Origin of the sequence: Sphingobacterium bovistauri (assembly GCF_020295405.1) — a bacterium.
Taxonomy (GTDB): domain Bacteria; phylum Bacteroidota; class Bacteroidia; order Sphingobacteriales; family Sphingobacteriaceae; genus Sphingobacterium; species Sphingobacterium bovistauri.
The window spans coordinates 32,195-51,718 of sequence record NZ_JADEYP010000005.1; the positions used below are offsets into that span (position 1 = coordinate 32,195).

Sequence of the window (19,524 nt, forward strand, 5' to 3'; positions counted from 1 at the left end):
TTGTCGCCTTTTGTGTTTTAGTGTTGTTTTACATAATTAGTCTAGTATGAGATATGTGAAAAACGTAATGGCAAAAGTTGTGGCTTGTGACTTTTCATTAATATTATTAATTATATGTGTAAAATATATCTCTATGAAAATGTATGTTAGTTGTTGAATTATTGTTAATTCTTTTTTTTTAAAGAGTTTTCTTTTTTGAATATTTTTTTGTTTAAAAATATATTGCCGTATAACTTTCGTAAAAAAAGTTAAAAAAAGTTAAATCTTGTAAAATATTTTATATGTTTGCATAGTACCATACGAATTTATGATTACTAAGTTGTGTCTACAACGCTAACAATTACTAAACAAAAACAATAACTTATGAAACAAAAGTTACTCAGTACTATGTTTGCAGTGGCATGTGTTACTAGCATGTCTTATGCGCAAACTCGTGAAGTGAGTGGTTTGGTTACCTCTTCGGATGGAACTCCAATTAGTGGGGCTTCTATTTCTGTAGTAGGAACTAATACTGCTACGCAAACCGATGGATATGGTCGATTCAAAATCTCTGCAAGTTCAGGTGCAACATTAAATGTCTCGTATATAGGATATACAAGCCAGCGAGTATCAATTGGAAATTCAACAAATCTTTCTATTGTATTAAAAGGTGGAGATCAAGCATTAGATGAGGTTGTTGTGACTGGTGTTTTGGGTATTGAGAGGCAGAAAAAGGAGATCGGCTATGCAACAGCCAAAGTAGACAAGGAGGCTTTAACGGCGACTAAAGCTGTAAATGTAGCGAGTGGTTTGCAAGGTAAGGTGTCTGGCTTAAACATTACACCAATTAATAACGGGGTTTTTGAAGATATCAAAATTAATCTTCGTGGTATTAGATCTCTTACAGGAAATAACAACCCAATGTTATTGTTAGATGGTGTTCCATCGGCAATAGGTTATTTATCTTCAATAAATCCAAATGATATTGAAGATGTTCAAGTTTTGAAGGGTTCTTCTGCTGCTGCAATTTACGGACCTGATGCTAGAAATGGTGTAATTGTTGTTACTACAAAGAAGAGCTCTACAACTCCTAATATATCACTTAGTCAATCAACGCAGTTTTCACAAATTTCATTTTTCCCTAAATTACAAGAGAAATTTGGTAATGGAGCTTATGGCGAATATACTGGTTATGAAAACTGGTCTTGGGGTCCTGCATTTGATGGCAGTCAGGTTGAGATTGGAGACATTTTGCCAGATGGTACTATTCAAATGGTACCTTATACAGCCAATAACGATAGACAAGACTTTTTTAATACGGGTAAGACCTATCAAACAGATGTATCTTATTCTACTAATGACGTGTATTTTAGTGTTCAAGATGCTTTGGTTAAAGGTATTGTTCCTGATGATAAAAACAGAAGAACAGGTCTACGTTTAAATACGGCAAAAGAATATGGTATTTTTAAAATTAGCTTAAATGCAAACTATATTAACTCGGATTATAGTGTCTTTAATGATGCGGGTATGGCATCATGGAATGCGGCTAACAATGTGGGATTAAATAGTGGTCTAATGAACTTGATTTTTAATACTCCAGCTCACATTCCGTTGACTAAGTATAAGGACTTTTTGACTGATCCATACGCTGAATACAATACCTACTTCAATCATTACGGCCTTAACCCTTATTTTGCAATTGATAATTGGAGAAATGATGGTAAAAGGACAGATTTACTTTCTAATTTGGAAATGACTTTGAAGCCAACTGATTGGATGTCTGTGACTTGGAGAGGTGGTGTTACATCACGAGCGATCGATGAAAATACAACTTCAAAAGGAGAAGTACCTACTAGTTATGGTTTAAATAGAGGAGCGACTCTAATCCCAGGTACTGTTTCTGAACGTGCTTATTATTCAAGAAGATACTCATCAGAGTTGTTTGCTAATTTCAATAAACAATTAAATGAAGACTTCAAACTTGGAGGTGTTTTAGGTACTTATGTGAGGAGTACTAATACTAGAGATGCTTCTGTGGGAGCTAGTAATTTGGTAGTACCTGAATTATTTAATACAGGTAATAGAACAGGTGAGTTGACAGGTGGATCCAGCATGTCGGAATCTAGAATGTTTTCTATTTATGGAAGTGCTAGTTTGAATTATAAAGGCTGGGCTAACATAGAGTTTGTTGGTAGAAACGACAAAACTTCTGTATTACCAATTGATAATAATTCATTCTTCTATCCTGGTGTCAATGCCGCTTTAGTTTTAACGGATGCACTACCTCAAATCAAAGGCGAAGCTTTAACTTTCTTAAAATTTAGAGGTGGATGGAATGAAACAGGTAATGCCGATATCAATCCGTACTCCTTAGAAGCGACATTTGGTCAAGCTAGTGGATTTCCTTACGGTTCATTAGCTGGTTTTACTGCGGGTAATACCACTTACGATGCAAAACTTAAACCAGAGTTTATTAGCAGTACTGAATTTGGATTCGATGCCGGATTTTGGGGAGGTCGTGTCAATTTAGAAGGAACAGTTTATCGTTCGTTAAATGAGAATCAAATCGTTGGAGTGTCTGTTTCTTCGGCAACAGGTTATACCTTAGCGAATGTAAATGCAGCTAGTTTTATAAATAAGGGATTTGAGTTAGATTTGAAATTGAGATCAAACACAACTGCTGCTTTTAAACCTAAATTTGCAGTTAACTTATCTTATAATGATAACGAGGTGACTCAGATTTATGAGGGACTGGATGAGTTAGCAGTATCAACTGGAGGTTTAGCACAAAATTATGCAATTAAAGGGCATCCTGCTTATGTGTTAAAAACTACAGATTACAATCGAGATCCACAAGGAAGAATCATTGTAGATGCGATTACAGGCTATCCAACGGCAGACCCCAATACTAAAATATATGGAAGAACTTTGCCAAAATGGATTATCGGTTTAAACCCTTCATTTGATTATAAAAATTTTAACTTTTCAACGTTATTTGAATATAAAGGTGGGCATTATGCATACGCAGATATAGGAAATGCAATGGCTTGGACTGGTGTTTCTGAAGCTTCAGCGTCAAATAATAGAGAACGTTTTGTGCTACCTAATTCATCTTATGCTGATCCAGCTAATGCAGGACAATATATTGCGAATGAAAATGTTACTATAGCAAATGTTAACGATTTTTATACAGGTGTATATAGAACAGTAGGTACTAACTTTTTAACAAGCGCATCTGCTTGGAGGTTGAGAGAAGTAGCTTTGTCGTATCAATTGCCTCAAACTCTGTTAAGTCAAGCGGGATTTATTAAATCGGCAGCAGTTTCTTTAACTGGTAGAAATTTGTTCTTGTGGGTTCCTAAGACTAACAAATTTCAAGATCCTGATTTTAACTTTACAAGTGGTAATGCTGCTGGTATTTCAACTTCGCAGATTAATCCACCCGTTAGGACATTTGGAGCCAACTTAACTGTAAACTTCTAAAAGTAAAAAAAATGAAAAAACTATCATATTTAATTATTGGGTTGTTAATGGTGTCGTTAGTAAGTTGTAAAAAGGAATTTTTTGATATTAATGAAAATCCTAATTCACCAACTGCTAATTCAATAACGCCTGAGTTGTTATTGCCTAGATCATTACACTTAACAGCTGCCCGTATGTCTGTAAGCATGGACTATGCAGCACATTGGACAGGTTATTGGGCAAGAGGAGGTAACTACGGACCTACTAATCCACAAGAAGATTATGCAATCACAAATGATTATCAAGCGGGACAATGGTCTGGTTGGTACGATTTACTTTTTGATGTTGATCTCATGGAAAAAAAAGGGACAGCTTTAAATCAGCCTTTTTATACAGGTATAGCTAAAGTGCTAAAGTCTATTGGGTTTATGTATTTGGTAGATCAATACAATAATGTGCCTTACTCTAAAGCTTTTGATTTGACGAATAACATACTACCTTCTTATGATAAAGGAGATGCTATTTATGCTGATTTGATTAGTCAATTAGATACTGCTGTTACTATCTTTAAAAGTATTACACCTGCTAATTTATCAGACAATAAAGGTATTGCTTCAGCTGATATAGTTTACAAAGGTGTTGCTGCGAATTGGATTAAGTTTGCTAACACTCAGCGTTTGAAGTTGATTTTACGTCAATCTCAAGTGTCAGGATTTAATGGTGCTGCTGAAGTTGCAAAAATTGTGACAAATGGTGGTGGTTTTATAGATGCTGGCCAAACAGCTAATGTGCAACCGGTTTATGTAGTTGATAATGGAAAGCAAAATCCTTTTTGGAATGCCTATAAAACTCTTTATACAGGAGCTGTTGCTGATGATTATAACCGAGCAAACAACTATGTGTTAGGGAGATATGAGGATAATAATGATGTAAGATATCAATATTTCTTTAGTAAGGCGACAACTGTTGTAAGTGGAAATACTTATTATGGTTATAATTTTGGAGAGATTTTACCAAGTTCTGATCCTTTTAAATCGATAAATTCTTCAGACGTTGCTGGTCCTGGTTTAGCAAAATCTGCTGGTCAGCCTCAATGGTTTTTTACTTCAGTAGAAAGTTTGTTTTTACAAGCAGAGGCTATTCAACGTGGATGGCTTACTGGTGATGCGAAGACAGCATATGAGAATGCAGTCAAAGAATCATTTGCTTATTTAGGCGTGACAAATGCAGCTAGTACATATTTAGCTAGTGGATTACCAATTGTAGATTGGGCTTCATCAACTAACAAAATTAACTTAATTGCTATGCAGCAATACTTAGCTTTAACAGGTATAAATAATTTTGAAGCATATTCAAATTACAGACGATTGGGGGTGCCAACTGATTTGCCAATGTCATTAGCGCCAGGCCGTAGCGGTAGAGTCATTCCAAAAAGATTATTATATCCAACTTCGGAATATAATTATAATGCAGAGGCAGTTAAAGCAGAAGGTACTATAGATGCTCAAACTTCAACAGTATTTTGGGACAAATAAAAATAATTATGAAAATGAAAAAGATATTTAGTTTATCGTTAATAACGATTTTTATATTTAGTCTTTCATCATGCTTGAAGGATGAGCTAGTTGAAAACCAAGAGTATGGATTGATTAATTTGAACGCAAACAAGTTTATTGGATTTGAAGAAAGAAGTCAGGTGAATTCTATGACCTCTGAGGACAAAACTTTGACTATTGAAGTTCCAGTCCATTTGGCTGCAGAAGAAGTTGCAGAATCTGATTTAGTAGTTAATTTAGCAATATCTAATGATGAAAGTTTAAGGACTGCTTACAATATTACAAATAAGTCAAATATCATACTTTTCCCTACAAATCTTTATACCGTAGATTCATATAAAATAACAATACCTAAAGGATCAAAAACTGGTTTTTTTAAAATGCAGCTTAATCCTTCTAAATTGAATCCTGCGGATGTTTATGGACTTGGTATAACTATTAATTCTATTGAACAAAATGGTTATATCATTAGTGGCAATTATGGTAGCACTGTATCTATATTTAGTGTTAAAAATATATATGATGGTATATATTCAATGGAAGATGGGTTTGTGCAGAGGTACAGCGCGCCAGGTGTTCCAACTACAGGAGATGCACTAAATGGAAGTATGAAAGGAAATCCAAATATTACATTATCATCAATTGATGGAACTACAGTAGAGGTAACTAATTTGAGATGGGCAGGTGGGGCATCAGGAATTGCAGGTATAGATAATTTGAGGTTTAGAGTTAATCCAGCGAATAATTTAGTGACTGTATTTGCTTTGGGTAATGCTTCAGCAGCTAATATCCCAGGAGCAGTTAATAAATATGATCCTGCGACAAAAACATTTACATTAAATTTTCACTGGAATCCAACAGCAAATAAGAGGGAGGTGACAAATCTTGTAATTAAATATAATAAATCGAGATAAATTAATTGATATTAAAGGGAGGAAGTTTTAACTTTTCTCCCTTTATTTAAACAATTATTATTTATTCGCCAAGATACTCAATTCTTGTGCCACTCGGCCAGCGATGGATTTGTAAGCATCAGCGATTGATTCCGAATCGTCAGGTATGATTGGGAAACCGTTCCAGCAACAGATTTAACAAGAGGAATTTCGCCTAAGAAAGGAACTTGATTACTTTCTGCTAATCGTTGTCGGTCATATCCTTTTCGTTAAGTGGTTGTATTGATTAGGTCATAGTTTTTTCGCATATACATCTCTATTTGCTTATTGCTCTGAAAAAAATGCAATTAGCTTAATCAATAGCCTTCATCTGTTAAATTAAAATTGTTAAATAAGTTATAAGTTTAAATATTAACTTTTGTTACATAAGTTAATAATCTGAAATTTTCTTACTCCATTGTTTTCTTTTGAAAGGTGTTGTTATACCTTGTTTTTAAAAATGATATATATCAATTTCTTTTGGTTTTTTTCTTAAAAAAAATTTGATTGAAAATATCACTAAGGGAAATAAATTATCTTCATATATGTTTATGTGCTTTTTAAGATTAATTTATAAATTATAAGGAAAATTATTGAAAATAATTATTATGTTAGTACTGATATTAACTTAATAATATTTTATGAAAGGAAAATTACTCAGTACTATGTTTGCAGTAGCATGTGCGACAAGCATGTCTTATGCGCAAACTCGAGAAGTGAGTGGTGTGGTGACGTCTTCAGACGGTACTCCTATTAATGGAGCTTCCATTTCTGTCGTTGGAGCTAATACTGCTACACAATCAGATGCGTCTGGTCGGTTCAAAATTTCTGTTTCTTCAGGGGCTTCACTTAACGTATCTTATATAGGTTATACTGCTCAGAGAGTTTCGATCGGTAATTCGACTAATCTGTCTATAGTTCTTGCTTCGGATAATCAGACTTTAGAGGAAGTTGTTGTAGTTGGATATGCTGTTAGCAACAAAAGTGTTGTTGGATCTTTTTCACGTGTAAGTGCTAAAGATATTGAGGGGAGGCCTAATGCAAATGCTTTGGAAGCTTTGCAAGGAAAAGTACCGGGATTACAAGTATTTACTTCTACAGGTGAACCTTCTGCTACACAGTCAGTTCGGCTGAATGGAGTAGGCTCGATAAATGGTGGAACTACACCTTTGTATGTATTAGATGGGATACCTGTTGCTGATGGGTCTATTGTATCCATGAATCCTAATGACTTTGAGAGCGTGACTGTATTAAAGGATGCTTCCGCAACCTAAATTTACGGTGCAAGAGCTGCGAATGGTGTAATTTATATTACTACAAAAAAGGGGAAAAAGGGAGAACGTGCTGTTATTAATGCCAGGACGCAATGGTCAGTGTCTAATTTAGCGCGTTCTGAGTCTCAAAAAGAGATGATGAATTCGGAAGAATTGCAACAATATTGGTTAGAATCAAGTTATCGTACACAGGCACAAATTGATCAAATCAAAAAGGATTGGCCTAACGATACTTATTGGGCTGATGTATATTTCAAGCAAGACGTGCCGATGAAACAATATGATATGGATATATCTGGTGGTTCTGATAAAACAGAATATTTTGTTTCTGCGTCTTACCTTGATCAAGAGGGAGTAATGTATCGATCAGGATTTGATCGTATAACTTTGCGATCAAACATTACTACTACGCTGAATAATTGGGTTAAATTAGGCTTAAATCTTGGAGGTGGATATGATAGAAGACAAACTAATCAGCACATAGAAAATTCATTAAATGGTGGTTTGTCATTATTAGCATTACCATGGTATACGCCTTATGATGAAAATGGTAAAGAATATACAGGACGACAAATTCCTGGGTTAGCTCTTTATCATCCTCATTATTTGGCTGATATGTTTCCTTCAAAAGTTAAAACTCAGAAATTTAATCCAACAGGATTTATTGAAGTTAAGCCTATTTCAAATTTGATTTGGCGAACTCAAGGAGGTATGGATTATTATAATTATAGAACAACTTCTCGTCGCTTAGCTTCTTACGTTGGAAATTTGAATAACGGAACAGCTGGAGAAGATTGGTCGCAAGGTGTATCCAGAACACTAACCAACACTTTAGAATATAAATGGAATGTTAATGAAATCAATCGATTAACATTTTTGGCTGGACAAGAATATACTGATTTTCAATCAGATTTATTTAGTGCCTCTGGAACAGGAGTGGCAGATGATAGGTTGAGTCAATTAGCAAATGTTACATCAGGACAAACAATCAATCAAAGAAAAACAGAATATGCCTATAACTCCTACTTTGGAAGAATCGGCTATGATTTTAATGATAAAATTTTTGTTAATGCTACAATAAGACAGGATGCTTCATCTCGTTTTGGTAAAAATAATCAAAAAGCAGCTTTTTGGTCATTAGGAGCCAACTGGAATATGGAGAATGAAAATTTTATAAAAGATCATACTTGGGTTAATGCTTTAAGACTTAAGGCTTCGATTGGTACATCTGGTAATTCTGGGGGATCAGGACCTTCATGGAACTATCAACATTTAGCTACGGTTAGTTCAGGTCAATACAACGCAAGTTCTGCATGGGGGCTTAATGTGGCTGGTAACCCCGATTTGACGTGGGAAAATCAAATGATGGCTAATATTGGTTTTGATGCGCGATTTTTTAAGAGATTGAATATTGAGTTTGAAGTATATGATCGTAATACTACAGACTTGTTAATGGATGTTCCTTATCCTTATACAACTGGTTATGCAAGTATCTTATCAAATGTAGGGAAATTAAATAATAGAGGGCTTAATTTTCAAATTAGTTATGATGTTTTTAGTTCTCCTGATTACTATTTAACGCCAGTTATAAACTTTGGATATGTTAAACAAAAGTTTAAAGAATTATTTCAAGGTAGAGATTATTGGATAATACCGAATACAGGTGTAAGCTATGTAGTTGGAGATCCAATTTCATTTTTTTATCCTATGTTAAAAGGTGTAAATCCTGATAACGGCAATTTAGAATGGTATGTACCTGGCGAGGATAATACAAAAACAAATACCGATCCTGAAAATGTTACATCAACATTTAGTTCTGCAGCATTACAACAAAACACTGGAATTAAGCGATATGCTCCTATTAACGGAGGATTTGGATTAAATGCAGGATATAAAGGCATTTATTTAGAGTCATATTTTACTTTTTCACAAGGAAAGTATTTGATTAACAATGATTCTTTCTTTTTTTCAAATCCATCTCAATTCCCAGGGGTGAATCAAACAAGAGCGGTGAGAGATTTTTGGAAAGCGCCAGGTGATGTAACTGCTTTCCCTAAAATAGGAGTTACAAGACAGTTTGATGATTCCTTGATTGAGAATGCTTCGTTTTTGAGGTTAAAATCTTTTACTGTTGGTTATGCATTGCCTAAATCGATATTAGAGAAGTCAAATTTCTTTAAAGGAGCAAAGTTTTATTATACGGGCAGAAATTTGTTGACTTTTACGAAGTATTCAGGAGCTGACCCAGAAGTTGATTCAAACTTAACAACTGGCGTAAACCCCAATACAAAACAATCAGTATTTGGGCTACAATTAACTTTTTAATCTTAATGTGTGAACAATGAAAAGATATAAATATATATTAGTCGCTCTAATGATATCCACATTTCTTAAATCATGTGATTTGGAGAGGTTTCCGATGGATAGTATTGAGCAATCACAATCTTTCGACAAGGTAAGTGATGCCGAAAAATGGAGTAATAATTTTTATGCACAGTTACGAGGTAGGGTGTATGGCACTTATACTCAGGTGTCGGATGTTCAATCTGATGTATTGAATGCGACTATTGAGTTTGGAAATAATATAGGATCTCCGCACCGATGGAGTGATGATTTCAATTCTGATAGTTATGAAATCAGTAATGTTTGGTTAGGTTACTATGGAGCTTTAAAAAATATTAATCTATCCATAGGAAATTCCCTAGTATTCCAACGACTACAGATGCTGAAAAAGCTAAAATGAATCAGTATTTGGGTGAAGCTCACTTGGTGAGAGCGTATTATTATTTGAATTTAGTTTTAAGATACGCCAAAGCTTATAATGCTACAACAGCAGATGCTGATTTAGGGGTTCCGTTAGTTACCTCTTTTGATTTAAATGAGCTTCCTAAAAGAGCGAGCCTAAAGGAGTCATATACATTAATTTTGGATGATATCACAAAGGCAAAAACTTTATTGAGTGGCGTGAATGGAGTTGCAGGCTCTAATAAATTCACAATTGACGCTGTTTTTGCATTAGAGGCGCGGGCGAAGTTGTATATGGGCGACTTAGAAGGTGCTAAAAATGCAGCTGAAACTGTTTTGAAGGGTGGTAAATATAAATTGTTTAACACAGATGCAGGTGTAAAGTCTATTTGGGCAGTAGATGCTACTCAAGAAACAATTCTACAACTGTTTGCTAGTAAAATTGAACGTCCTAATCAAAACAGTATTTATTATGGTTACGAAGCAAATTCAAAAACCTATCGACCAAATTTTGTGCCCTCGCAATGGGTAATTGATTCGTATTCTGCTGGAGATTTTCGAAAAGCTGCATATTTTAAAGAAGTTAAAATATATAAATCTGGAAAAGAGCATACTGGTACTATTGTAAATAAATATCCAGGAAATCCTGTATTAATTAACAGCGAAATAGATAACCACAATGCACCTAAGGTGTTTCGTGTTGCAGAATTATATTTAATTTCTGCAGAAGCATCAGTTGTTAGTGATCCGGCAAATGCATTGGCAAGACTTAATGAGTTGAGAGTTGCTAGGGGCTTGTCTGCTTTGTCAGGTTTGTCGGGTACGGCATTAATGAATGAGGTAAAGGCAGAACGTTTCAGAGAACTCGCTTTTGAAGGTTTTCGACTTGATGATTTGAAGCGTTGGAATGAGGGAATGACTAGGAAGTCTCCTCAATCGACAGACTTTCTAGAGACAGGTGTTGGATATATCAATTTGTCAATACCTGCTGGTCATGATAAGTTTGTATGGGGAATTCCTTCTTATGAGATCACTTTAAATTCTAATTTATCGCAGAATAAAGGATGGTAGTTTTTTCTTTGTAAAATAAAATAGGGTTCAATAATTATTGAACCCTATTTTATGATATAAATTTTGTTTTATTATATGTTAACTTGCTAGTTTCTGTATAAGAATAAATGCAATTTAAAGGGTCTTATTATTAATTAAGAACTGATATTAGCCAAGATGCTCAATTCCTGAGCTACTCTTCCAGCGATGGATTTGTAAGCATCAGCTATTGATTCCGAATCATCAAGAATGATTGGGAAACCGTTATCACCTGCATCAGCAACAGCTTTTACTAATGGAATTTCACCTAAGAATGGAACGTTGTTTGATTCTGCAAGGCGTTTACCGCCATCTTTACCAAAGATGTAATATTTATTGTCTGGTAATTCTGCAGGCGTGAAATAGGCCATATTTTCAACAATACCTAGTATTGGTACATTGATTCCTTCCATTTGATACATCGCCATACCTTTGATAGCATCAGCTAATGCAACTTGCTGTGGAGTTGTGACTATGACAGCTCCAGATATTGGGTACGTTTGCGAAACTGTAATATGGATATCACCTGTGCCAGGAGGCATATCTACAACCAAATAATCTAATTCACCCCAGTCTGCATCATTAAACAATTGTTTGATAGCAGAAGTAGCCATCGGCCCTCGCCAAGGAATAGGTTGATTAGGATCCGTAAAGAAACCAATTGAAAGTAATTTTAATCCAAATTTTTCAATCGGTTCAATCTTTGTTGAGCCATCAGGTAATTGTGAGGCCATAGGCTTAGCACCTTCAAGCCCAAACATAATAGGTAATGAAGGACCATAGATGTCAGCATCTAAAAGACCTGTTTTAGCACCTGTATTTGCTAAAGCTAATGCTAGATTGCTCGCAACTGTAGATTTTCCGACGCCACCCTTACCGGATGAAACTAAAATAATATTTTTTATGCCCTTAAGCTGGTTTGGGTCGACACTTGTAACTCTGGAAGTCATGTTGATATCCACTTCTATCTCCTTACTAATGAATAACGCTATAGCATTGCGACAGGCATGCTCAATATGGCCTTTTAATGGGCATGCAGGTGTTGTTAATACAACGTCAAATTTTATTTTATTTGGAAGGATTTCTATATTTTGAATCATGTGAAGTGTTACCAAATCTTTTTTAAGATCAGGTTCTTCTACATGACTAAGTGCATGTAATATTTGTTCTTTCGTAATAGTCATGGTTTGCGAAATCTATTTTTACAAAACTAATCATAACGTTAGAAAATCTTGTCATTTATATGTTTGAATATATAGGTGGAGCTTTTTTTATTTGTAATTCAACTATTCCACAATAAAAGTCTATTTTTATTTCAAATTACAAATGTGAAGATCCATGAGGAATTTTTTTACAGTTCGTAGAAGGAAATGGTTGGTCATTATTGGAGCTAGTTTACTAATAATTATAGGGATTGGATTTGCCGTAGGAATGTCCAAGCGACAGGGCTATTTGGATAGGGCTATTGCTAGTGTTAAAAATAAGCTAAAGAGAGATTCGGATGTGAATTTCTCTGTTGATAAGTGTTATTTTAAGGGATTAACAACAATAGAATTCGAAAATCTTCTGGTGGTACCAGAGGGCAGGGATACATTGGCTTCAATGGATAGACTGTCTGTTTCTGTTCGTTTATTTCCTTTATTATTTGGAGATGTAGAAGTAGGGGATATTGGTGTTACAAATGGTGCGCTGTCTTTCGTGAAGTCAGATAGCTCCAGTAACTATGATTTTTTATTCAAAAAGAAAAAATCAAATTCGCCTGAGCCTAATACATCTTCAAAGGGATTTGCTGATTTAGCTGAAAGGTTGAGTAATCAGTTTTTTGCATTAGTTCCGGATGATTTGGATCTTACAAATTTTGCTGTTTCATATAAGGACGAAAAGATAGCACAGCGTATTCATATCCCTGAGGCAAAGATGCGTTCTGGCGATTTTAAGTCGTCTGTACTACTCAATGATCATGAGGCAGAATGGGTGTTGGAGGGTGAGGTCAATAGAGCAAATAAACGAATGCGTATAGAGGTTTCATCCAAAGATAAAGATGTAGAACTACCTTTTTTACGTAGTAAATATGGGCTGAGTGTGAGTTTTGATAAGCTGATATTTGACCTTAAAGATGTAAAAAAGATAAAGAAAGAATTGTTAGAAGTAGATGGAGTGTTTGCTTACGAAAATCTGCAGATTAATCATCGCAGGTTATCAGATTCTACTATTGTTCTGACCCAAGCTGAAATGCATGGGGGAATCCAAATAGCGGATAATTATTTTGCATTGAAGGATAATTCTACAATTCGAGTTAAGGACTTCTCCATATCACCAAATATAAAATGTACGTTAAAGCCTTCCAAAAGGATTGATCTAGCTATACACACAGGTATGTTTCAAGCGCAAGATTTTTTTGACGCTTTACCAAAGGGGTTGTTTCAGAATGTTGAAGGTGTCAAAGTTGAAGGGAGTATTGCTTATGATTTGGACTTTTCTATAGATCTTGATAATCCGGATGACCTTGTCTTTGCGTCTAAGATTGATGATGAGGATTTGAAAGTTATCTCCTGGGGTGGTGCTAATATTGACTCATTGAATACATCGTTTGTATATGATGCCTATAATGATACCATCTTAGCCAAACAATTTGTTGTCGGGCCAGAGAATCCTAATTTTAGGAGGCTGGACCAAATCCCTTACGTGTTAAAAACTACAGTTCGAAATACAGAAGATCCTTTTTTTTATCAGCATAATGGTTTTGAAGAAGAAGCGTTTAAATTGTCTATAGCTACGAATGTGAAAGAGAAAAAATTTAAACGGGGTGCGAGTACAATCTCTATGCAATTGGTTAAAAATGTTTTTCTGAATCGTAAAAAAACTATGAATCGCAAGTTCGAAGAAATTCTTCTTGTGTGGTTAATGGAAGCTTCTGGTCGAGTGAGTAAGGATAGACTTTTTGAAATATATTTGAATGTAATCGAATGGGGACGTAATGTATATGGTATTACTGAGGCTGCTGAATATTATTTTAAAAAGAAGCCAGAAGAATTAAATTTAGGGGAGAGCTTATTTCTTTCTAGTATTATTCCGAGACCCAAAACAGGTATAACATCATTTGAGCATACTGGACATTTAAAAGGTTGGGTTCAGCGCCATTTTAATACGTATGGCTCGATTATGAATAAAATGGGTGAGTTAAAAGAGGTGTCTGTACCTGAGAATTACGGTTTTTATCAAGTCGTTCTACAGCCTTCGTTGCGTCCCAAAGCACCTATTGCTCGGGATTCTACATTTGACATTTTTGGAGAGCACGAGTTGATTATTCAAGAGATAGAAGCGGAAGAAAAGGCACGTAAATCTATTTTGGACAAATTAATTGGAGGAAAAGATGAAAATAATTGAAATTGATGAATTGAGGTTTGAACCTTTCATCAGTTATGAGCAGATAAAAAAAAGAATTCGTCTTATTGCTATAGATATCAATTTAAAATATGAAGACAGAAATCCTGTTTTTGTTGGTGTCCTAAATGGCTGCTTTATGTTTATGGCAGATCTGATGAAAGAAATAAATATTGATTGTGAAATGAGTTTTGTGAAGTTAGCCTCGTATCATGGGACTGCTCAAGGTCATATTTCACAATTGATAGGTATAGGGGTTGATCTTACAGATAGAGAAGTTATCATTGTCGAAGACGTCATAGATACAGGGAATTCATTAAAACATACTATTGTAGCATTGCAGCAGGAAGGTGCTAAACATATTTCTGTTTGTTCCCTTCTGATGAAGCCATCATGCTTGCAATATGATTTTGATAATATTGAGTATGTAGGATTTGAGATTGACAAGGAGTTTGTGGTGGGGTATGGATTAGATTATAATGGTCACTTCCGGAATTTAAAAGATATATACAAAGAAGTGACTTTAGGAGATTAATTCCTAAAGTCACAACTCAATAAGTGGTCATTGACCATTCCGACAGCCTGCATATATGCGTAACATATCGTACTGCCAAAAAACTTCATACCTCTCTTTTTTAGATCTTTCGCAATAGCCTTGGATTCCTCCGTCTCTGCCGTTACATTTTTCATTGATTGTACGCTATTTTCTTTACGTTGTTGATTCGGTAAAAAATTATACAGATAGTTGTAGAATGATCCGAATTCTTTTTGAATTTCTATAAAAATTTGTGCGTTTCTTACGGTAGCACTTATTTTTCCACGATGTCTTATTATTGCTGGATCTAGTACTATTCGTTCTATATCTTCTTCAGTGAATGCAGCTACTTTTTTAACATCAAAATTTGCGAATAATTTACGGTAGCCTTCTCTTCGCTTTAGGATGGTGAACCAGCTTAGCCCAGCTTGAGCGGACTCTAATACCAAGAATTCAAATAATGTTTTATCATCTTTTACTTGTTTACCCCATTCTTGATCATGGTAGGCAACATAAAGTGGGTCATTTCCACACCATGGACATCGATTTATAGTACTTGTCATATAGTATTTAAAATTTTGGTGTAAAATCCTACCTTTGGCATTGTATGGTAGGAAGAATACTTTTAGAGCAAATTATAAAAAATAAACAATATATCTTATTGATTTGTTCGCTTCTGTATTTATTACCTATCAAAGCTTTTCAGTCAGACACTATTCGAGATATATCAGGGTCATTAGTTTCTAATTCGCATATTGATTCAGTTATGCCGTCTGATGCAAATGCGACATCATTTAATTATATCTTTATAGATACTACTGTGCATGCGCAACAGAATGTCTTGCAAGATAGTTTGCTGTCTCTCATAGAAATTGAATATACCGATTTATCAGCTTGGTTCAATAAAATGGATAAGCTGAAGAGGCAAAAATCAGTATCTCCGACAGTAGACAAATTTCACAGGCCTGTCTGGTTGGTGGTAGCTTTAGTACTGATTTTAGTAGGGCTTGCTTTAGTACGTATTTTCTTTAGCGTTACTTTTTTGAATGTTGTTTATGGGTATTTTAATGAAAGGGTGCTGGCGCAGATAAGCAAGGAAGATAATATGCTCACATCTTGGCCTTACATATTTTTATATATCATATTTAGCTTTTCATTAGGTCTTTTTGTAGTCATATATGTAAGTGCAAAGGAAGATTTACTGTTCATGACGATTAGCAATTTCACTAGGTTATCACTTGTGATAGGTGGACTATTTGTAGCGAAACTTCTACTCATTCGAATAATTTCGGTAATTTTTGAAGCTAAAAGAATGGCTAGAGATTATATCACTGTATTGTACATTGTTTATTTCAATACGATGTTAATCCTCATCCCAATATTAATTTTAGCTATATTTTTACCATTTTATTATTTAGATTATTTAGCAGTTATATTGGGCATAGGTGTACTTTTGATCTTTTCTTATCGAATATTACGTACAGCTTTAAGTTTATTAGGTCATCTAAAGTTTTCAATCTTTTATTTAATTCTTTATCTTTGTGCCTTAGAAATAGCACCGATTTTGATATTAGTGAAATCACTAAACAATTAAATAAATTTTTATGCAGATTGATGTTGCTAGAGCTAAGAAAGTTAAAAGCATCTTAGTTACGTTACCAAGACCAGAAAATGACAAGTCACCATACTTCGCTTTAGCGGAAAAATACAACTTGAAATTAGATTTTCGTGGTTTTATTCATGTGGAAGGGGTTCCTGCAAAAGAGATTAGAAAAGAACGAATCAACTTTGCAGAACACACGGCGGTTATTTTTACAAGTAAGAATGCTGTGGATCATTTCTTTAGAGTTTGTGAAGAAATGCGTTTTGAGGTTTCTGCAGAAATGAAATATTTCTGTATTTCTGAGGCGATTGCACTCTATTTACAAAAATATATACAATACCGTAAGCGAAAAATATTTTTCGGAAAGCAGACGGCTAAAGATTTGGAAGAGGTTTTGAAGAAGCATAGCAAAGAGAAATTCTTATTCCCATGCTCTGATGTTGCTAATGAGGAAACTCAGAAATGGCTGCAAGAGAATGGTTATGATTTTACGCCTGCAGTTTTGTTTAAAACAGTAATTAGTGACATTACAGACTTGAAAGATGTTTTTTATGACATTATAGTTTTCTTTAGCCCGTCGAGTGTACAATCTTTGTACGAAAACTTTCCTGATTTCATACAGAATAACACGCGTATTGCCGCTTTTGGCTCTTCTACTCAACAAGTCTTATTGGAAAAAGAATTAATTCTTGATATTCCTGCGCCGACCCCTGTTGCTCCAAGTATGACCATGGCAGTGGAACAATACATTAAATTAGTGAATAAATAAGTATAACATTTGTTATAAATAAGTAGAAGAGGGATGGTATAATATATACCATCCCTTTTTTATTATGATGTAGATAAAAGTTTAAAGATTTTATAATTAATTTTAATTAAACTTTTATTAAAAGCTTTAATTACATATTTTTATGTGCTTTTCAACGTGCATGTTACATGTTGGACTAACCTTTTTTGCTATAAACTTATGATTAACAATCATTTGAGACTTTTAAAACAACTATTCGGACTATTCCTTATTGTATTAATTATTGGCTGTAAGACATCTACACAAAATGGAGAATTAGTAGGTGTACGATTAGATAAATTAAAAAAAAATAAAACACCCTATGGGATGGTGCTTGTGCCTGGTGGTACATTTATCATGGGGCAGTCCGATGAAGATATTACGTTTTCCCAAACTGCACAGAATAGACAGGTTACAATTGCGCCATTTTATATTGATGATTCAGAAATATCAAATAGTGAATATCGTCAATTTGTAAATTGGGTGCGTGACTCGATTCTTATTACTGACTATTTGGGTGATCCAACCTATTTTATCCAAAGTCAAACTCAAAGTGCGACTAAACATATCGATTGGGAGAAGCTACGTAGACAATCTCCATGGAAATCAACAGCCCCTGACGTACGAGCAAGAATAGATGCTATGTATTATCAAGGAGAGGATAAAGTGTTTGGTAAAAATGAACTTGATGTTAGGCTAATAAATTACCATTATGAATGGTATGATTTTGAAAATGCCATTCGCCATAAAAATGATAAGACTAAAAAGCGTTCGGATTTTATCTATAGAGAGAAAATAGGTATATATCCAGATACAACGGTTTGGATGTCGGATTTTCATTATGCGGCAAATGAACCATTGGTCAAAGGATACTTTTCACATCCCTCGTATGAAGATTATCCTGTAGTGGGAATTTCATGGAAGCAAGCCCAAGCTTTTAATAGTTGGAGGACTCAATTGTACAATAATCAAGCTGTTAAAAGCAAAAAATCGCAACGATTTGATTATCAGCTTCCGACAGAGGCGGAGTGGGAATATGCTGCTAGGGGAGGACGTGTGGGGAGTCAGTTTCCGTGGGGAGGACCTACTGCTCGTAATGCTCGTGGCTGCTTAATGGCCAACTTTAAACCTGGTCGCGGGAATTACATGGACGATAATTATGCATATACTGCTCCTGTTTATTCCTATTTCCCAAATGACTATGGTCTTTATAATATGTCTGGAAATGTGTCTGAATGGACGCAATCGACTTATGATGAAGCTGGATATTCGTATGTTCATGATATGAATCCAACTTATAGCTATTCAGCAAGAAATGAAGATTCAGAGACGTTGAAGCGTAAAGTTGTCCGTGGTGGATCTTGGAAAGATGTTGGGTTTTTCCTTCAAAATGGGACTAGACAATACGAATTTCAAGATACGGCAAAATCATATGTAGGATTTCGGTCTGTAACACGTGTTGCGGGATCTGTAATGAGATAAATAATTAACATAAGAAATTAACTAATTAAATAGACTTAAATAGAGATGGCAAAAAAAAGCAAATTTGGTTTTGGCATTAACACATTGATAAACTGGGGAGCGTCAGTGGTAATTGTTGGATTGATGTTTAAGATACTTCATTTCAAGGGTGGAGAGTGGATGATAGGTATTGGACTTGCTGTTGAGGCTTTATTATTTTTTATAATGGGCTTCATGGCTTCAGAAAAGGATGTAGATTGGACTCGCGTATACCCAGAATTGGATGAAAATTTTAATGGCGAATTACCGACGCGTAGTGTTCAGCCTGTTGCAATTTCTCAACCTGTAGCTGTAGGCAATACAGCAGCATTGGATAGATTGTTACAAGATGCAAAAATTGATGAAAACCTTATCGGTAATTTGGGGGATGGCCTGCGTTCATTCGGTGATAAAGTTGCTTCGATTTCAAAGGTAGCTGATACAGCCGTAGCCACTAACCAATTTGCAGATAAATTAAATGCAGCTTCTAATGGTGCTTCTCAGTTAAGTAGTGCTTTTGAGCGTGCAGCTGCAGATTTACAAACTTTCAATGAAGCTTCTGCCGATATGCAACAGTTTAAAGAGCAAGTGTCGACTTTCAATAAGAATTTGTCATCACTAAATGCGGTATATGGCAATATGTTGTCAGCGATGAATATCAATAATCGTTCATAATTG

At 34.9% G+C, this 19,524-nt stretch carries 15 protein-coding genes; 13 read left to right on the plus strand and 2 right to left on the minus strand.

The annotated features are described in order from the left end of the window. The first annotated feature begins 363 nt into the window (after nt 1-363). The 7 genes from IPZ78_RS04140 (at nt 364) to IPZ78_RS04170 (ending at nt 11,019) form a co-directional block, all read left to right on the plus strand. Nucleotides 364-3,462, plus strand: coding sequence for a SusC/RagA family TonB-linked outer membrane protein (locus IPZ78_RS04140; protein ID WP_225551672.1), 3,099 nt, complete (start codon nt 364-366; stop codon nt 3,460-3,462). An 11-nt stretch (nt 3,463-3,473) separates the two neighbouring features. Beyond that, the gene (locus IPZ78_RS04145; RefSeq protein WP_225551673.1) at nt 3,474-4,976 is read left to right on the plus strand and encodes a SusD/RagB family nutrient-binding outer membrane lipoprotein; all 1,503 of its coding nucleotides are present in this window, start codon (nt 3,474-3,476) and stop codon (nt 4,974-4,976) included. Nucleotides 4,977-4,990: 14 nt separating this feature from the next. Continuing rightward, the gene (locus tag IPZ78_RS04150) at nt 4,991-5,911 is read left to right on the plus strand and encodes a DUF1735 domain-containing protein (protein WP_225551674.1); all 921 of its coding nucleotides are present in this window, start codon (nt 4,991-4,993) and stop codon (nt 5,909-5,911) included. A 659-nt stretch (nt 5,912-6,570) separates the two neighbouring features. Next, the gene (locus IPZ78_RS04155; RefSeq protein ID WP_225551675.1) at nt 6,571-7,203 is read left to right on the plus strand and encodes a carboxypeptidase-like regulatory domain-containing protein; all 633 of its coding nucleotides are present in this window, start codon (nt 6,571-6,573) and stop codon (nt 7,201-7,203) included. Further along, nucleotides 7,204-9,528 (plus strand): SusC/RagA family TonB-linked outer membrane protein, encoded by a 2,325-nt coding sequence (locus tag IPZ78_RS04160; RefSeq protein ID WP_225551788.1) that lies wholly within the window; start codon nt 7,204-7,206, stop codon nt 9,526-9,528. Between the two features lie 16 nt (nt 9,529-9,544). Beyond that, complete coding sequence (locus IPZ78_RS04165) at nt 9,545-9,946, plus strand: hypothetical protein (protein WP_225551676.1); 402 nt, start codon at nt 9,545-9,547, stop codon at nt 9,944-9,946. Next, nucleotides 9,943-11,019, plus strand: coding sequence for a RagB/SusD family nutrient uptake outer membrane protein (locus IPZ78_RS04170; protein WP_262903832.1), 1,077 nt, complete (start codon nt 9,943-9,945; stop codon nt 11,017-11,019). The genes IPZ78_RS04165 and IPZ78_RS04170 overlap by 4 nt, the downstream gene beginning before the upstream one ends. Nucleotides 11,020-11,153: 134 nt before the next feature. On the opposite strand, the gene IPZ78_RS04175 is transcribed toward IPZ78_RS04170, so the two are convergent. Then, entirely contained in the window at nt 11,154-12,221 is a 1,068-nt protein-coding gene (locus IPZ78_RS04175) for an Mrp/NBP35 family ATP-binding protein (RefSeq protein ID WP_225551677.1), read from the minus strand. A gap of 154 nt (nt 12,222-12,375) precedes the next feature. Here IPZ78_RS04175 and IPZ78_RS04180 point away from each other — a divergent pair, with 154 nt between their 5' ends. Next, the gene (locus IPZ78_RS04180) at nt 12,376-14,424 is read left to right on the plus strand and encodes a transglycosylase domain-containing protein (protein ID WP_225551678.1); all 2,049 of its coding nucleotides are present in this window, start codon (nt 12,376-12,378) and stop codon (nt 14,422-14,424) included. Then, nucleotides 14,411-14,956, plus strand: coding sequence for a hypoxanthine phosphoribosyltransferase (gene hpt / locus IPZ78_RS04185; RefSeq protein WP_225551679.1), 546 nt, complete (start codon nt 14,411-14,413; stop codon nt 14,954-14,956). Before IPZ78_RS04180 ends, hpt begins: the two co-directional genes overlap by 14 nt. Here the strand turns inward: hpt and IPZ78_RS04190 are convergent. Beyond that, nucleotides 14,953-15,519 carry a DNA-3-methyladenine glycosylase I gene (locus tag IPZ78_RS04190; protein WP_225551680.1) on the minus strand — a complete coding sequence of 189 codons (567 nt, stop codon included), beginning with the start codon at nt 15,517-15,519 and terminating at the stop codon, nt 14,953-14,955. The genes hpt and IPZ78_RS04190 overlap by 4 nt on opposite strands. A gap of 44 nt (nt 15,520-15,563) precedes the next feature. On the opposite strand from IPZ78_RS04190, the gene IPZ78_RS04195 reads away from it, so the two are divergent. The 4 genes from IPZ78_RS04195 (at nt 15,564) to porL (ending at nt 19,521) form a co-directional block, all read left to right on the plus strand. Further along, nucleotides 15,564-16,550 carry a DUF4271 domain-containing protein gene (locus IPZ78_RS04195; RefSeq protein WP_225551681.1) on the plus strand — a complete coding sequence of 329 codons (987 nt, stop codon included), beginning with the start codon at nt 15,564-15,566 and terminating at the stop codon, nt 16,548-16,550. 10 nt (nt 16,551-16,560) lie between these two features. Then, nucleotides 16,561-17,328 carry a uroporphyrinogen-III synthase gene (locus IPZ78_RS04200; protein ID WP_225551682.1) on the plus strand — a complete coding sequence of 256 codons (768 nt, stop codon included), beginning with the start codon at nt 16,561-16,563 and terminating at the stop codon, nt 17,326-17,328. A gap of 198 nt (nt 17,329-17,526) precedes the next feature. Continuing rightward, entirely contained in the window at nt 17,527-18,828 is a 1,302-nt protein-coding gene (gene porK / locus IPZ78_RS04205; RefSeq protein ID WP_225551683.1) for a T9SS ring complex lipoprotein PorK/GldK, read from the plus strand. A gap of 45 nt (nt 18,829-18,873) precedes the next feature. Further along, a complete protein-coding gene (gene porL, locus IPZ78_RS04210) occupies nt 18,874-19,521 on the plus strand; it encodes a type IX secretion system motor protein PorL/GldL (RefSeq protein WP_225551684.1) in 648 nt (215 codons plus the stop codon). The last annotated feature ends 3 nt before the right edge of the window (nt 19,522-19,524 follow it).

Coding starts and splice junctions, on each gene's coding strand:
- IPZ78_RS04140 (WP_225551672.1), top strand. CDS start 364: ATGAAACAAAAGTTACTCAGTACTATGTTTGCAGTGGCATGTGTTACT.
- IPZ78_RS04145 (WP_225551673.1), top strand. CDS start 3,474: ATGAAAAAACTATCATATTTAATTATTGGGTTGTTAATGGTGTCGTTA.
- IPZ78_RS04150 (WP_225551674.1), top strand. CDS start 4,991: ATGAAAAAGATATTTAGTTTATCGTTAATAACGATTTTTATATTTAGT.
- IPZ78_RS04155 (WP_225551675.1), top strand. CDS start 6,571: ATGAAAGGAAAATTACTCAGTACTATGTTTGCAGTAGCATGTGCGACA.
- IPZ78_RS04165 (WP_225551676.1), top strand. CDS start 9,545: ATGAAAAGATATAAATATATATTAGTCGCTCTAATGATATCCACATTT.
- IPZ78_RS04170 (WP_262903832.1), top strand. CDS start 9,943: ATGAATCAGTATTTGGGTGAAGCTCACTTGGTGAGAGCGTATTATTAT.
- IPZ78_RS04175 (WP_225551677.1), bottom strand. CDS start 12,221: ATGACTATTACGAAAGAACAAATATTACATGCACTTAGTCATGTAGAA.
- IPZ78_RS04180 (WP_225551678.1), top strand. CDS start 12,376: ATGAGGAATTTTTTTACAGTTCGTAGAAGGAAATGGTTGGTCATTATT.
- hpt (WP_225551679.1), top strand. CDS start 14,411: ATGAAAATAATTGAAATTGATGAATTGAGGTTTGAACCTTTCATCAGT.
- IPZ78_RS04190 (WP_225551680.1), bottom strand. CDS start 15,519: ATGACAAGTACTATAAATCGATGTCCATGGTGTGGAAATGACCCACTT.
- IPZ78_RS04195 (WP_225551681.1), top strand. CDS start 15,564: ATGGTAGGAAGAATACTTTTAGAGCAAATTATAAAAAATAAACAATAT.
- IPZ78_RS04200 (WP_225551682.1), top strand. CDS start 16,561: ATGCAGATTGATGTTGCTAGAGCTAAGAAAGTTAAAAGCATCTTAGTT.
- porK (WP_225551683.1), top strand. CDS start 17,527: ATGATTAACAATCATTTGAGACTTTTAAAACAACTATTCGGACTATTC.
- porL (WP_225551684.1), top strand. CDS start 18,874: ATGGCAAAAAAAAGCAAATTTGGTTTTGGCATTAACACATTGATAAAC.